Here is a 13,236-nt window from a genome sequence, read left to right as displayed (position 1 = left end):
CGGTCACTCCTGGCGGGGCCCGCGCGGGCTCAGTGCGGTCGTGACGCTTCGGGGCAGGGCCGACATCACGCTTCTGGTCGTCTCCGCCAGGTCGGGTGCGCCGGACCGCTCTGAACCGTCGAGCCAGAGCTCGACCGCGGTCTGGTATCCGGCGACGAGCATTCTCACGGACAACGACACCTCGACCGGGTCCGCGTCGCCCATGTCGAAGCGCTGTTCCAGGATCCCTGTCGACGCCGTGCGCGTACGTTCGCACACGGCGAGCGACTCCACCCCGATCGACGCCGTGGCGTTGGTGAGCCGGGTGCTGGCGAGCATGCGGGCTTCCCAGCCCTCGGGCATCAGCGTGATCGCGTCACCCAGTACCCCGCCCAGGAATCCGACCAGGGACGGCTCATTGAGAGGCGCCTGGGCCAGGCGCTCAAGGAACTCCGCCCAGAGATCGTCCATGGGGGCCAGGACGACGTCCTCCTTGTTCCGGAAGCGGCGGAAGAAGGTGCGCCTGGACACCTGAACCGCGTCGCAGAGATCGTCGAGCGTCACACCGTCGAATCCGCGGTCGGTGAACATCTCCAGCGCCTTGTCGACCAGTGCGTTCCGGGTCTGCCGCACCTTCCTCGCCCGCAGCCCCATGGTCGGCGCGGACGGAGAGACGGTGGCCGAACCTGTCGAGCCGGCAGGGGTGTTCGTGGACATTCCACCAGGCTAGCCCAGCCGCCATCACATGCCATAAGCCATCCTGTGCCATGTGCTACTTTATGCCAAGTGTCACAGAGTGGCACTTTGGCAGAGGAGGATCAGTATGCGTGCTCTCGTCGTCGACCATGCCGCCCCCGGCGGCGTGCGGCTGAGTGCCGTGGAGGACCCCGAGCCCGCGAGGGATGAGGCGCTCGTGCGCGTGCGTGCGGTGTCGGTGAACTTCGGCGAGGCGGTCGGGGGGATCGACGAGGCGGACGACGGTACCGTCCTCGGCTGGGACGCCGCCGGAATTGTCGAACGGGCCGCCGCGGACGGCTCCGGTCCGGCGGTGGGAACACCGGTGATATCTCTGGGAGCAGCGGGGGCGTGGGCCGAGCTGCGGGCGGTCAGGGCCGACACACTCGCCGTCGCACCACCCGGAACCGACCCGGGCGCGCTCGCGGCCCTCCCCGTCGCCGGGTTCACCGCCCTCCGCGCGCTCCACGAGGCCGGACCGATTCTGGGCCGCCGCGTGCTCGTCACCGGAGCGTCCGGCGGCGTGGGACGCTTCACCGTCCAGCTCGCCAGGCTCGGCGGCGCACACGTCACCGCTCTCACCAGCGGGGTCGACACCCACGGCGCCGAACTCCGCTCCCTGGGCGCACACGATGTGGTCGGCGAACCGAGGGACGTGCTCCACCGGGTGGACGCCGTCATCGACCTCGTCGGTGGGGCCACACTCGTCGATTCCTTCGAACAGCTCGCCGACAACGGAGTCCTGGTCGCAGTGGGGCACGCCGCCGGGCTACCCGAGCGCTTCCCCCACGGCTCCCTCTTCGGGACCCCGGACCGCCCCCGGCGAAGGCTCGTCACCTTCCACACCGCCGGCCAGGGCAACCCGGCCGGCGACCTCGGCTGGCTCGCCCGACAGGTCCACGACGGCCTCCTCGACCCCCAGATCGCCTGGCGAGGCCCCTGGGCCGCCGCAGGCGAGGTCATCGAGGGCCTCCGAGAGCGGCGCATCCACGGCAAGGCCGTTCTGGACGTCGGCTGATCCCGATCGCGACGGCGGGCCGCTGCCCGGGGTCAGCGGGTTCTGGCCCGGGCCTGTTCCAGGAAGCGGCGCAGGACCTCGTTGAACCGGTCCGGGCGCTCCAGGTTGGGCAGGTGGCCCGCGCCCTCGATGATCTCCACGACCGAGTCCGGGACCCGGACGTGCATGAGCTCGGCGCCCTCGGGCGGGGTGAAGCCGTCGTACTGCCCCACCACGAGCAGGGTGGGCGCGGAGATGCGCTTGAGCAGCAGGGTGTGGTCGGGGCGTTCGGCCCGGCCCAGCTGGGCGGCGGCCACCCCCTCGGGCGGGGCGGCGTACATCATGGCCCGCACGTGGTCGGCGACGGCTGGAAGGTCCCGCACGTTCTCGGCGGTCATCATGCCGACCAGCATCTCGTCGGCGTAGCCGCGCATGCCCTCCTCGCGCAGGCGTGCGGCCATGCGCTTGCGTGCGAGCCTGCCCTGGTCGGTCTCGGGCATCGGGTTGGTCGCCGCCAGGGTCAGCGAGTCCACCCGGTCGGGGAAGAGCCGGTACAGCTCCAGTGCGACCTGCCCGCCCATGGACAGGCCCACCACGTTGACCACGTCCAGCTCCAGGTGGTCCAGGAGGGCGGCCAGATCCCGGGCGAGGGTCTCCATCGAGGTCACCCCGGGCACGACGGTGCTGCGCCCGTAGCCGCGCAGGTCCGGGACGATCGTCCGGTATCCCCGCCCGGCCAGTGATCTGACCTGGGGTTCCCACATACTCCGATCGAGGGGGTGTCCGTGGATGAACAGGACGGGGCATCCTGCTCCACGGTCGGTGTAACTGACGCTGATCCCGCGTACGAACGCGAGACCCGAGCCGTCACTGTTCGCGGTGTTCGCCGTCGGGTGTGTCACAACAAACGATGCTATTCACGGACGCAAGGGGATCAACAGGGGGCGCGGAAAAATCGGGCGGGCCGCAGGTGGTCCCTCGTCACCTACGGCCCGTGCACCGTGACCCGCCGTCCTCGGGCACGGTCCCACACGGTGGACCGGGGTCCGCCGCGCCCGTACCGGAGCGTGGAGACTCCGACACAGGGAAGACGCGTGCCGAGGCGGATGGGTTCGGCCGGAGCAGGTGCCGAACCCGGGAAATTCTCCAGGGAGGTCAGGTCACCCGGAGCGGCTCCGGCTCACCCGGCCGGGGGCGCGGCCGGGCGCGGGGACCGGGGTCGGCCGACCCGGGCCATCAGGACGGCGGCGAACAGGTACGGGACGGAGAACAGCACGAAGGCCGGCCCGTGTCCGAGCGCCAGGAACACCCCCGCGTACAGCAGGTAGGACACGACACCGACCGCGTCCGTTCCGGCCCCGGACAACGAGGTGACGGTGGCCCGGCCGGCACCGGTGATGCTGTCCTGGAGCCGGGCGTCGGCGACCACGTTCATCATCTGGCACACCCCGAAACCGCAGCCCAGCAGTACCCAGCCCGCGGGGTTGCCCAGCAGCGCGCCGACGGCGACGGCCGCGGCGGCCAGGGCCAGGAGCGCCCCGAGGATGCGCGGTGACAATCGGGCGGCCGGGCCGGCGAGCAGACCGCCCAGGGTGACGCAGACCCACACCGTCAGCACCACCAGGGGAACGTGCTCGGTGGTGACCCCGGAGGAGGCCGCCAGCAGGGGCACGTACTCCTCGAGCATCCCCCAGAACGCGGTGATGGCCACGACCAGCACGATGGCGTTGCGTACGGCGCGGCTGCTGCGGGCCTCGGCCAGGCCGAGTCGCAGGGTTTCGAGGTAGCCGGGCTCGGTTGCGGCTTCGGGTCCGGTGCCGGATTCCCGGGGCTCTTCGGGCTCTCGGAGGCCGTCGGAGCCCGGTGAGCCGTGGGAACTGCGAGAGCTCCGGGTCCGGTGCTCGGGCAGGGCCAGACCGGCCAGCGCGCACAGCACGCAGGCGGCCACGCTGGCCAGGCCGATCGCGGTGTAACCGCCGTGGGCCATCACCGGCACGGCCAGCAGCGTCGCCGCGCCCACCGCGGCCACCCCGAGGGCGCGGGTCACGCCCATGATCCGCGCGTACCCGTGGGCGCTGCCCCGGTGCGCGAGTTCGGTGTAGACCAGCGCCTCGAAGGCACCGGAGACCAGGGCTCCGGCCGTGCCCCACAGCACGAAGCCCAGGGCGAACACCCAGTAGGAGGGGAAGAGCAGCCAGAGCGCGAAGCCCGCTCCGGTCAGCAGCGGTGCGGTGGCCAGCAGGTAGCGGCGGGGCACGATGTCGGCCCAGGCTCCGGCGGGGACCGTCAGGAGCACACTGGTCAGGGACCACAGGACGAAGAGCGAGCTGATCTGGGTGACGGACAGCCCGGTCTCGGTGAAGAGCAGGGCGTACAGCGGATAGAGGAGGACGAACTCCTCGAGGAGGGCGTAGGCGTAGAGCGGCCTGGTCAGCCTGGACAGACGCGTGTCGCACACGCGCGAGGGCAGGGTGGTCATGGAGGTCTTTCGGTCGGACGAACACGGGCACCTGGGGTGGTGGCCACCCGGTGGTGCGCGGGCGTTCGCCTCGGACCGGCCTCGGCCGCGGCCTAGGAGTTAATGTCGCTGGTCCATGCGTCCAGGGTAGGGGATGGGGCCGTGGGCGCGCGAGGGATTTCTGCCCGGACCCGAGGAGCGGGGGCGGTTCCCGGGTTTCCGAGAGGATTGCGCCTACGGGGTTCTCACTTCGGCGCCAAGCGGAGGAAGCCCTCCGTTTCTCTCGTTACCTTCGATGACGGCAGGAGAGAGAACGGCCTGTTCCTCTCCTGAACCGGAACGGACGGAGAAGACATTGGTACAGATGCGCGCGGCCCGCTTCGACAGCTACGGGGCGCCCGAGGTGCTGTACGAGGGCAGGGTCCCCCGTCCCGAGGCGGGTCCGGGCCGGATCCTGGTACGGGTGCACGCCAGCAGCGTGAACGGCGGCGAGCTGATGCTGCGTTCAGGACGGCTCGCCCCGCTGACCGGACGGCGCTTCCCCAAGGGCATCGGTACCGACTTCACCGGTGAGGTCGCCGAGGTGGGCACCGGGGTCAGCGGGCTCGCCGTGGGTGACCGGGTCTGGGGTTTCGTGGGACGGGCCGGGGGCAGCGCCACCTCCGAGTACGTGGCCGTGCGTCCCGGGCAGGTTTCCCGCAGTCCCGCGGGGCTCGACCTGGTGGAGGCGGCCTCGCTGCCCGCCGGAGGGACCACGGGCATCACCGCCCTGCGGGACAGGGCACGGGTCGTACCGGGCGACCGGGTGCTCGTGCGCGGGGCCGGCGGCGGGGTCGGGAGCGTGGTCGTCCAACTGGCCAAGGCGATGGGCGCGCACGTGACCGCGCTGGCCGGGGCCCGCAACCTCGACTTCGTCCGCGGCCTGGGCGCCGACGAGGCCTTCGACTACACGGTCACCGGCCCCGCGGAGCTGGCGCGACTGGAGCGCTTCGACGCGATCATCGACGTCGTCGCCACCGATCTGCCCGCCTACCAGAAGCTGCTCACCCCGAACGGGCGCCTGGTGGCGGTGGGCATCGGGTCGTTCGCCTCGGCCCTGCGCCTCGTGTGGGCCGCGGTGACGAGGTCGCGCCGGGTGGGGTTCTTCAGCGGGAACCCCGGGACCGCGCTCTTCGCCGACCTGGCCGGGTACGTGGAGCGGGGCGAGGTCCGACCGGTCGTGGACACGGTGCACGAACTGGCCGGCATCGCCGAGGCCCACCGTGCGCTGGAGGCCGGAGGGGTGCGGGGCAAGCACGTCATCCGCCTGGCCTGACCTCGAACCGCTGCCCTGGTCCCGCACGGGGCCGGGTCCGCGAACCGGTGTGGTGGCGGGCCGGGAGCGTCAGCCGCTGGTGGCGGAGGGGTTCTGCCAGTTGACGCCGCGAAGAGCCGGATGCGGTCCCAGACGGGGCGCCGGAGGCAGGGCTCCGAGTTCCGGGGCCGCCCTGAAGGCCTGGATGAAGTAGGACGACAGGCGTCGGGCGGCCGCCAGCGCGTCCTCCCGGGAGTCGGCGGTGATCCCGCTGTTGGCCATGATCACCAGAGTGAGGTCGTCGCGGACGAAGTCCGGGCGCAGCCGTCCGGCGGCCTTCGCCCGGCGCGCGAGTTCGGCGAACGCGTTCTCGGCCCGGATCCGCTCCTGCTCGAAGAGTTCACCGCCGGAGAAGGCCGCCCGGAACACGGAGTTGAAGCCCCGGTCCTGGACCTGCAGCACGCACAGCTGCTCGACGAACCCGCAGAACCCGCGCCACGGGTCGGGGTCGTCGAGGGCCGAGTGGAGGGCGCCGACACAGGTCTGGAGCTGCTCGGAGAACGTCCCGGTGATCAGTTCCTCCTTGGCCGGGAAGTGCCGGTAGAGGGTGGCGATGCCGACCCCGGCGCGCTGGGCGATCTCGGTCATCGACACCTCGATCCCCTTCTCGGCGAAGGCCGCCCGGGCGGCCTCGAGGATGCGTCGGCGGTTGTACAGCGCGTCGGAGCGCGGCTTCCGAGAGGGTTCGGGCGGCATGCGCGCCACCTTATGCCAACCGGAGTCCGCCCTCCGTTTCACGGCTGGGCTCCGACGGCGGCCGAGCCCATCAGCCCGGCCCCGGACCGGACCCTCGGCGGCCTTGCGCGGGGAGGAGCGCGGCGGGCTGATCATGGCGCCCGAAAAGCAACGGAAACTCCCAGGTCACGACGCTCAGTCACCTTTTGGTCACTGGCGGGGGACTATTGTTCACCGTGTAGGCGTTGAGCCGTACCGCTTTCCATGGCGGGATGGAGCACGGTTTCTTCCGTCCCGGGCACCGCCGGGGCGGTCCTCCACACCGACCCCAGGAGACCGTGAATGCCGGGTACACCCGCATCCCCCTCCCCCACCGCTTCATCCCCCACCCCTGCCTCGGGACCCGCCACCACCCGCCGTCAGGCGCTGGTCGGCGGGGCCGCCACACTGGGCGCCGCTGCGCTGGGTACCACGCTGGGCGCCCCCTCCGCGCTCGCCGACACCTCCGCCCCCCGAGGCAGCGCGATCTCCGAACCCTTCACCCTGGGCGTCGCGTCCGGCGACCCCCGCCACGACGGCGTCGTGCTCTGGACCCGGCTGGCCCCCGACCCGCTCGCCGAGGACGGTCTGGGCGGGATGCCCGACCGTACGGTCGAGGTCGAGTGGCAGGTCTCGCACAGCGAGGACTTCGCCACCCTCGCGGCTTCGGGCACCACCGAGACCGGCCCCGAACAGGCCTATTCGGTGCACGTGGAACTGGATCGGCTGCGACCGCGGGCGGAGTACTTCTACCGTTTCCGGGTCGGCAACGAGATCAGCCCGGTCGGCCGTACCAAGACGGCCCCGGTCCCGGGCACCCGTCTGGACCGGTTCGCCTTCGCGTTCGCCAGCTGCCAGAGCTACACCCACGGCCACTACACCGCCCAGGCCCACCTCGCCGAGGAGGACCTGGACCTGGTGGCCTTCCTCGGCGACTACATCTACGAAACCGCCGACCAGGGCAGTATCGGCCGCGGCCACTTCCCCGCGGTGGAGGTCCGCTCCCTGGCCGAGTACCGGCTCCGGCACGCCCAGTACAAGAGCGACCACAACCTCCAGGCGGCCCACGCGGCCTTCCCGTGGGCGGTGGTCTTCGACGACCACGAGCTGGAGAACAACTGGGCCGACGACACCTCCTACGAGGAGGACGTCCCGCCCGAGGAGTTCCTGCTCCGCCGCGAGCACGCGCTCAAGGCCTACTACGAGCACATGCCGCTGCGCGCCGCCCAGCGTCCGGCCGGCCCCGACCTGCACCTGTACCGCAGGCTGACCTTCGGCAACCTGGTCGACATGCACCTGCTCGACACCCGCCAGTACCGGGACGTGCAGGTGGAGGACTCCGAACGCGAGGACCCCGAGCGCACCCTGCTCGGCGCCGACCAGCGCCGGTGGCTCTCCCGCGGGCTGGCCGAGTCCACCGCCACCTGGAACGTCCTCGCCCAGCAGGTGTTCTTCTCCCAGCGCGACTTCGCCGAGGGAGAGTCCACCAACTTCAGCGACGACGCCTGGGACAACTACAAGGCCGAGCGGGACAGCGTCCGCGACGAGATCGCCGGGGTGTCCAACCCGGTCGTGCTCACCGGCGACGTGCACGCCAACTACGTGGTGGACGTCAAGGCCGACTTCGACGACGCGTACTCGGAGACCGTGGCCACCGAGCTGGTGGGCACCTCCTTCACCAGCGGCCGCGACGGGGTGGAACAGAACCCGGGCGACGCGGTCCAGCTCGCGGAGAACCCGCACATCAAGTTCATCAACCGCAACAGGGGCTACGTGCGCAACACGGTCACCCCCACGGAGTGGACCGCCGACTACCGGGTGGTCGACTACGTGAGCGAACCGGGCGCGCCCATCCGCGACCGGGCCAGGTTCGTCATCGACTCCGGCTCCCCCGGCGTGCGCCCCCGGGAGTAGTCCGGGACGGAAGAACGGATCCGCACGGAACCCCTGCGCTCAGCACCCGGGGTGGAAACCCGCGGTGCCGGGCGGGGAAGGTGCCCTAGCCGCCTTCGGGACTGAGCCAGAGGGCTTCGGCGGCGACCAGGCCCAGGGCCTGCTCCCTGACCTCGCCGCCCTTCTCCGGACGGACCGAGAGCTGGAGGGAGCCGGCGAAGGGCAGCCGTTCCACGACCTCCACGCGCATGCCGATACCGATGTCGATGTCGGCGAGGTAGCGCAGGAGCTCGGGGTCGGTGTCGTTGACCCGGACGATCACCCCGCAGGTCCCGGCCTCCGCGTCGGAGAGCAGTACGGAGTCGCGCTCGACGATGGTGCCCTCACGGGTGGGGATGGGGTCGCCGTGCGGGTCCACCACGGGGTTGCCCAGGTGGGTGGCGATGCGGTCGACGAACTTGTCCGAAACCACGTGCTCGAGGATCTCGGCCTCGTCGTGCACCTCGTCCCAGGAGTAGCCCAGCTCGGCCACCAGATAGGTCTCCAGCAGGCGGTGGCGGCGCAGTACCGCCAGGGCGGCCTTGGTACCGGTCTCGGTGAGGCTGACGTTGCCGTACCGCTGGTGCTCCACGAAGCCGAGCTCGTTGAGCTTGCGGAGCATCCCCGACACCGAGGAGTTGGACACCGACAGCCGCTCGGCCATCCCGGAGATCGTCACCGGCCCGGTGCCGCGCTCCTGGAGGTCGTAGATGACCTTCACGTAGTCCTCGGCCGAAGTGGACGGCCGCGCCGGTGTGTTCCCCATGCCCGTAACCGTATCGCGGACCGGCCCGGGACCACGATTTCCGCACCGGACCTGTGGACAACCCCCGAACCGGTACGGGCCGGTGGGCGCAGGCGTTCTCAGGCGGCGCAGGGAGGGTTCCGCCGGCCCTGGGCGGGGCGGCCCCGGGAGACGATCCGGGTGCCCGCGACACCGACCTCGCGGATCTGCGTCGAACCGCAGGCGCAGCGCGACCACACGGTCAGTCCGGCGCTGGTCCGATGCTGTGAGAGCACCGTGAAGGGCTGGTCGTCGGGCCATCCGCAGTGGGGGCAGAGACTGGTCATCGAATACCTCTGGTTCGCCGGCGTCTTCTCCGGTCCAGCTTCACGCCCGCGGACCCTCGCGGTCCAGGTTGAGTTTCTGGACAGCACTCTGAAGAATCGCCTACATGATCGACCTTCGCCGGCTGCGCATCCTCCGGGCCGTGGCCCACCACGGGACGGTGACCGCCGCCGCGGAGGCACTCCACTTCACCCCCTCGGCGGCGTCACAGCAGATCCGTCAGCTCGCCAGGGAACTGAACGTGACACTGCTGGAACCCCAAGGGCGTGGTGTGCGGCTGACACCGGCCGCGCGAAGTCTGTTGGAGCACGCTGACGCGATCCAGGCCCGGTGGGAACGGGCGGAGATCGAGATGCTCGGGCTGGGGGCCGAACCGGCCGGAACGCTGCGTGTGGCGGGCTTCCCCGTCGCGCTGTCCCGGCTGCTGGCACCCATGGCCGCCGCTCTGAGCGCAGAGTATCCGCGCCTGGACGTCCAGATCCTGGAATCCGAGCCCGGAGAGAGCCTCGACCTGCTTTTCCGAGGTGATATCGACCTCACCGTGGTGGAGTCCGCGCCCAGCACACCCGCGCTGAGCGATACCCGCTTCGACCAGGCACACCTGCTCGACGATCCCCTCGACCTCCTGGTCGCCGACGGACACCGGCTCGCCGGACGCGCGAGCGTGCCCCTGGTCGAGACCGCCCGGGAAGCGTGGATCCTGCCTCCGCCGGGAACGACCTGCCACGCTCACGCGATGACCGCGTGCGGGGCGGTCGGGTTCACTCCGGAGGGCCGCCACCAGGCCCTGGCCTGGGAGTCGGTGGCGTCACTGGTCGCCAACAGCCTGGGAGTGGCGCTCGTGCCGCGGCTCGCGGACCTGTCACCGGAACTGCCGGTCACCCGCGTGCGCCTGGAGGGCGTCCCCTCTCCCGCACGCACACTGCTCACCTTCACCCGGGCCGGGGCACGGGAGCGCCCCTCGATCGCCGCCGCCGTCGCAGAGCTGGAACGCATCGCCCCCGGGACCGTGGCCTGAATCCCGGACCCGGGGACCACTGCCCTCAGTCGGCGGCCGGAGTGCCCTGGTGGTAGTACGTCCGCCACCGGCCCTCGGCGTCGCGCCGCCACAGGGCGCTGCGCAGCGCCCGGCGCCCGCCGACCACGGTGGTGTAGGTCAGGTGGACCAGCCCTGGGGCGAGCCGGACCCCGCGCATGTCCCGTACCTCGATCTCCTCACCGGGTTCTCCCGAGGACATCGACGGCAGGTCGGCGAGCATCCGCTCCCGGTCCCACCGCCGCCCGGACTTGCCCACCTCGACGAACTCCGGGTCCAGCAGCGCCCCGGCCCCCTCCCGTGAGGCGCGTACCTCCGGACGGTGCAGGCTCAGCTCACCCGCGACGGCCTGTTCGATCTCGTCCCGCTCGTCATCCATACCCGAACCTCCACTCGCCCCACGCGTGAGCCTAGGCTCCCACCCCGGTCCGTGCCGGGGGTTTCCCGATCCGGTGCCCCACGTAGCCCCAGGCCGCCAGGGCCAGCAGCGGTCCCCATACCGGGAACGGGAAGAGCAGCACCCTGATCAGACTCTGGGGCGGGTCCTGGAACGCAAGCACAAGAAGAGGGGGACTCTCGACCAGCATCGCTCCGGCGGCGATCAGCGCGGGGACCGCTGCCAGGGCGACGGGTACGGGCCGCCCGGCGTATCCGGGAAACCAGCGGGGGAAGAGCTCGCCCCACGGGCGGATCAGCCCCAGGATCAGGACGCCCCCGACCAGGCAGGCCGCACCGATGGACAGCCCCCACAGCTTGACGGCGAGGTCGAGCGATTCCGGGCTGCCGGGCAGGTCAAGCAGGTCCTCCACATGGAACGGGGTCAGCCACAGGAACCGAAGGAGGGTGTAGGGCAGTGCGCAGGCCGCCGCGGCGACGGTGATCCACCGGCGGTTGCGCACCACCGCGGCCGTCATCCGGCGCACCGGCCCGGGGTGCCGCGCCCCGAGCAGCGCCCCCCACGAGACCGTGGCGGCCAGGATCAGGAGTGCGGACAGAGCGAACGGAGCCATGTCCGCCATCGTGCCCACGAAGCGGTACATCCCGCCGATGTTCGACGCGGAGAGCAGCCCTGTCAGCACCCCGGCGGCCACCGCCGCTCCCACGATCAGGAGTACGGGCCAGCGCCACCCCGGCATCCGCACGGCCACCAGCACGAGGAGCGTGAAGAGGACGGCTGGCAGGGACAGGGCCAAGACGTAGCCCAGCGCAGACATGGTGCCAGGGCCCTGGTAGACGGTGGTGAGGAACGCCAGCTCCAGGATCGCGACCCCGCTGAGAGCCCTCTGGGGCAGCCGGTGGGACCACAGGATCGCGGCGGCGCCCGCCAGCCCGAGCAGGACCAGCGGCGCCCCGATCAGGTGTGCGGGCAGCAAGGCGTTGACGTGGCGCTCGGCCAGTCCCGTGAACGGCATCCAGGACGGCACCACTGTCCAGACCGCCCCGGCCAGGGCGAGCAGGAGCGAGGTCAGCAGGGCGGAACGGCGGGTGTGTCCGGTGATCTTCGGTAGGTCGAGCGTGGAGGTCATACGGAAACCCCTCGGGGTCGGAGAAACCTTGGTGAAAGGAAAACGGTCTCCGCCCACTCTTCGCCCACCGCCAGACCCGCGCCTCCCCCCAGGGAGGGGCCCTGTTCGCTCGGTCCCCCGGAGGAGGGAGCCCGGCCCCTGGCCGGGGTTCGGGCGATGAGCGATCTCCCGCCCTCCAATCGGCCCCACTCCAGTGCCCCCTACGACGAGGGCGGGATGGCGGAATCATCGACCCGGTCGGCTTCCACATCGTCACCTGGTGGTTGGTGCGTGAGGGTGAACCCGTATTCGAGTAGTGCCGAAACAAGCAGGAACGGGCGGCGCGATCACGGGTTCATCCGTGTTCGCGCCGTTTCTGCGCCCGGTTGCCGTCGATTGGACGTACCGAGTTCCGAAAACCCACCCCATGAACGTGTTCACTCCCTAACACTGAGTAGCGGCGGTGTGGGAAGGGAGAACATGGGGCGCGTTCGGGTTCGGTACGTGTTGGCCTTCGACTCCTCGTGCGACAGGTGCTCGGACATCTCCAACACGGTGGAGGCGGTATCGGGCGGCAGGTTGGAGACGCTCCCGCTCACCCATCCGGAGGTACGGGAGTGGCGGGCCCGCCAGTGGGGGCCGAACGCTCCCTGGGTGCCGACCCTGGTCCGTCACCGCGGCTCCGAGGTCCGCTGCTGGAGCGGGATGTCCATGGTCCGGCCGCTGGTACGCGGCCTGGGCGCGCAGGCCACCCTGAGGGTCGTGGAGGCCCTGGGCGAACTGAGCCGCCAACGCCGCCGCGCCCCCTGGGAGCGGGCCCGGATCCCCGATCCCGAGGCGCCGGTGCGGCCGCGACTGCAACGGCTGGGCGCGGGCGGCGTGGTGGTCATGACCCTGGCCCTGGCCGGGCGCACCCCCGCGCTGGCACGTTCCGACCACGCCCTGGCCCGTGAGTGGGTGGAGGCCAACCGGGACCGCCTGCCGCAGGACTACGACGGGTTCGCGGCCCATCCGCTGATCCGCCGCCGCCTCGTCTTCGCCGAACTCCCCCCGGTGGTCCGCCGCGACCTGTGGCTGGAGCACCTGCGCCGCTACGAACGCGCCCACCCCCACCTCAGCGCGGCCCAGCGGGAGGTGCTCGGCCTGGCCCGCCGGACCCTGTCCGACGTGCTGGTGTTCCGCGACGGGCTGGACCCGGTTCGCGAGCGGGAGCTGCGCGGCCTGGCCGTCTCGGCCTTCGGCACGGAGGAGGCCCACGCGCTGCTGGCCACCCTGGGCCCCGACGAGCCCGACCCGGGGGCCACACCGGCGAAGAGGGGGCGCTGCGGCGCCTGGGAACCGTGCCTGTCCAAGGGCTGCGCGGAGGTCCCCTTCACCTGCGGTACCGCCTGGATGTACACCCGTGACGGCATCCGGGCCCGGGCCGAACCCGCCGGTTAGCGGCCCCGGGCGTCAGG

The 13,236-nt window shown here is 71.5% G+C and carries 13 protein-coding genes; 5 read left to right on the top strand and 8 right to left on the bottom strand.

All coding sequences use genetic code 11. The features are described from left to right. Positions 1-3: 3 nt before the first annotated feature. Entirely contained in the window at positions 4-696 is a 693-nt protein-coding gene (locus D458_RS0109395; protein WP_083936273.1) for a TetR/AcrR family transcriptional regulator, read from the bottom strand. A gap of 106 nt (positions 697-802) precedes the next feature. On the opposite strand from D458_RS0109395, the gene D458_RS0109390 reads away from it, so the two are divergent. Further along, positions 803-1,732, top strand: a complete 930-nt coding sequence (locus tag D458_RS0109390; protein WP_017586481.1) for a zinc-binding dehydrogenase — start codon at positions 803-805, stop codon at positions 1,730-1,732. Positions 1,733-1,764: 32 nt separating this feature from the next. Here D458_RS0109390 and D458_RS0109385 read toward each other — a convergent pair whose 3' ends face one another. Further along, the gene (locus D458_RS0109385) at positions 1,765-2,613 is read right to left on the bottom strand and encodes an alpha/beta fold hydrolase (RefSeq protein ID WP_026119141.1); all 849 of its coding nucleotides are present in this window, start codon (positions 2,611-2,613) and stop codon (positions 1,765-1,767) included. A 278-nt stretch (positions 2,614-2,891) separates the two neighbouring features. Further along, positions 2,892-4,190 (bottom strand): MFS transporter, encoded by a 1,299-nt coding sequence (locus D458_RS0109380; RefSeq protein WP_017586479.1) that lies wholly within the window; start codon positions 4,188-4,190, stop codon positions 2,892-2,894. A 343-nt stretch (positions 4,191-4,533) separates the two neighbouring features. On the opposite strand from D458_RS0109380, the gene D458_RS0109375 reads away from it, so the two are divergent. After that, a complete protein-coding gene (locus D458_RS0109375; RefSeq protein WP_017586478.1) occupies positions 4,534-5,484 on the top strand; it encodes an NAD(P)-dependent alcohol dehydrogenase in 951 nt (316 codons plus the stop codon). 69 nt (positions 5,485-5,553) lie between these two features. Here the strand turns inward: D458_RS0109375 and D458_RS0109370 are convergent, their stop codons facing one another. Continuing rightward, entirely contained in the window at positions 5,554-6,219 is a 666-nt protein-coding gene (locus D458_RS0109370) for a TetR/AcrR family transcriptional regulator (protein WP_017586477.1), read from the bottom strand. 321 nt (positions 6,220-6,540) lie between these two features. Here D458_RS0109370 and D458_RS0109365 point away from each other — a divergent pair, with 321 nt between their 5' ends. Further along, entirely contained in the window at positions 6,541-8,151 is a 1,611-nt protein-coding gene (locus D458_RS0109365) for an alkaline phosphatase D family protein (RefSeq protein WP_017586476.1), read from the top strand. 85 nt (positions 8,152-8,236) lie between these two features. Here D458_RS0109365 and D458_RS0109360 read toward each other — a convergent pair whose 3' ends face one another. Both D458_RS0109360 and D458_RS0109355 read right to left on the bottom strand, forming a co-directional pair. Further along, positions 8,237-8,935, bottom strand: coding sequence for a metal-dependent transcriptional regulator (locus D458_RS0109360; RefSeq protein ID WP_017586475.1), 699 nt, complete (start codon positions 8,933-8,935; stop codon positions 8,237-8,239). Between the two features lie 98 nt (positions 8,936-9,033). Next, on the bottom strand, positions 9,034-9,240 hold the full coding sequence (locus D458_RS0109355) for a hypothetical protein (RefSeq protein WP_017586474.1): 207 nt from the start codon (positions 9,238-9,240) through the stop codon (positions 9,034-9,036). A 104-nt stretch (positions 9,241-9,344) separates the two neighbouring features. Here D458_RS0109355 and D458_RS0109350 point away from each other — a divergent pair, with 104 nt between their 5' ends. Beyond that, positions 9,345-10,256 (top strand): LysR family transcriptional regulator, encoded by a 912-nt coding sequence (locus tag D458_RS0109350; protein WP_017586473.1) that lies wholly within the window; start codon positions 9,345-9,347, stop codon positions 10,254-10,256. Between the two features lie 25 nt (positions 10,257-10,281). Here D458_RS0109350 and D458_RS0109345 read toward each other — a convergent pair whose 3' ends face one another. Both D458_RS0109345 and D458_RS34800 read right to left on the bottom strand, forming a co-directional pair. Continuing rightward, positions 10,282-10,653 carry a nuclear transport factor 2 family protein gene (locus D458_RS0109345; protein ID WP_017586472.1) on the bottom strand — a complete coding sequence of 124 codons (372 nt, stop codon included), beginning with the start codon at positions 10,651-10,653 and terminating at the stop codon, positions 10,282-10,284. A gap of 31 nt (positions 10,654-10,684) precedes the next feature. Then, positions 10,685-11,800 carry a hypothetical protein gene (locus D458_RS34800; protein WP_017586471.1) on the bottom strand — a complete coding sequence of 372 codons (1,116 nt, stop codon included), beginning with the start codon at positions 11,798-11,800 and terminating at the stop codon, positions 10,685-10,687. Positions 11,801-12,259: 459 nt separating this feature from the next. Between D458_RS34800 and D458_RS0109335 the strand changes: the two genes are divergently transcribed. After that, complete coding sequence (locus D458_RS0109335; RefSeq protein ID WP_026119140.1) at positions 12,260-13,219, top strand: bacteriocin fulvocin C-related protein; 960 nt, start codon at positions 12,260-12,262, stop codon at positions 13,217-13,219. The last annotated feature ends 17 nt before the right edge of the window (positions 13,220-13,236 follow it).

Origin of the sequence: Nocardiopsis ganjiahuensis DSM 45031, from assembly GCF_000341085.1 — a bacterium.
GTDB lineage: Bacteria > Actinomycetota > Actinomycetes > Streptosporangiales > Streptosporangiaceae > Nocardiopsis > Nocardiopsis ganjiahuensis.
Note: the sequence above shows the minus strand (reverse complement) of the source record. Positions and strands in the feature narration are given on the sequence as shown.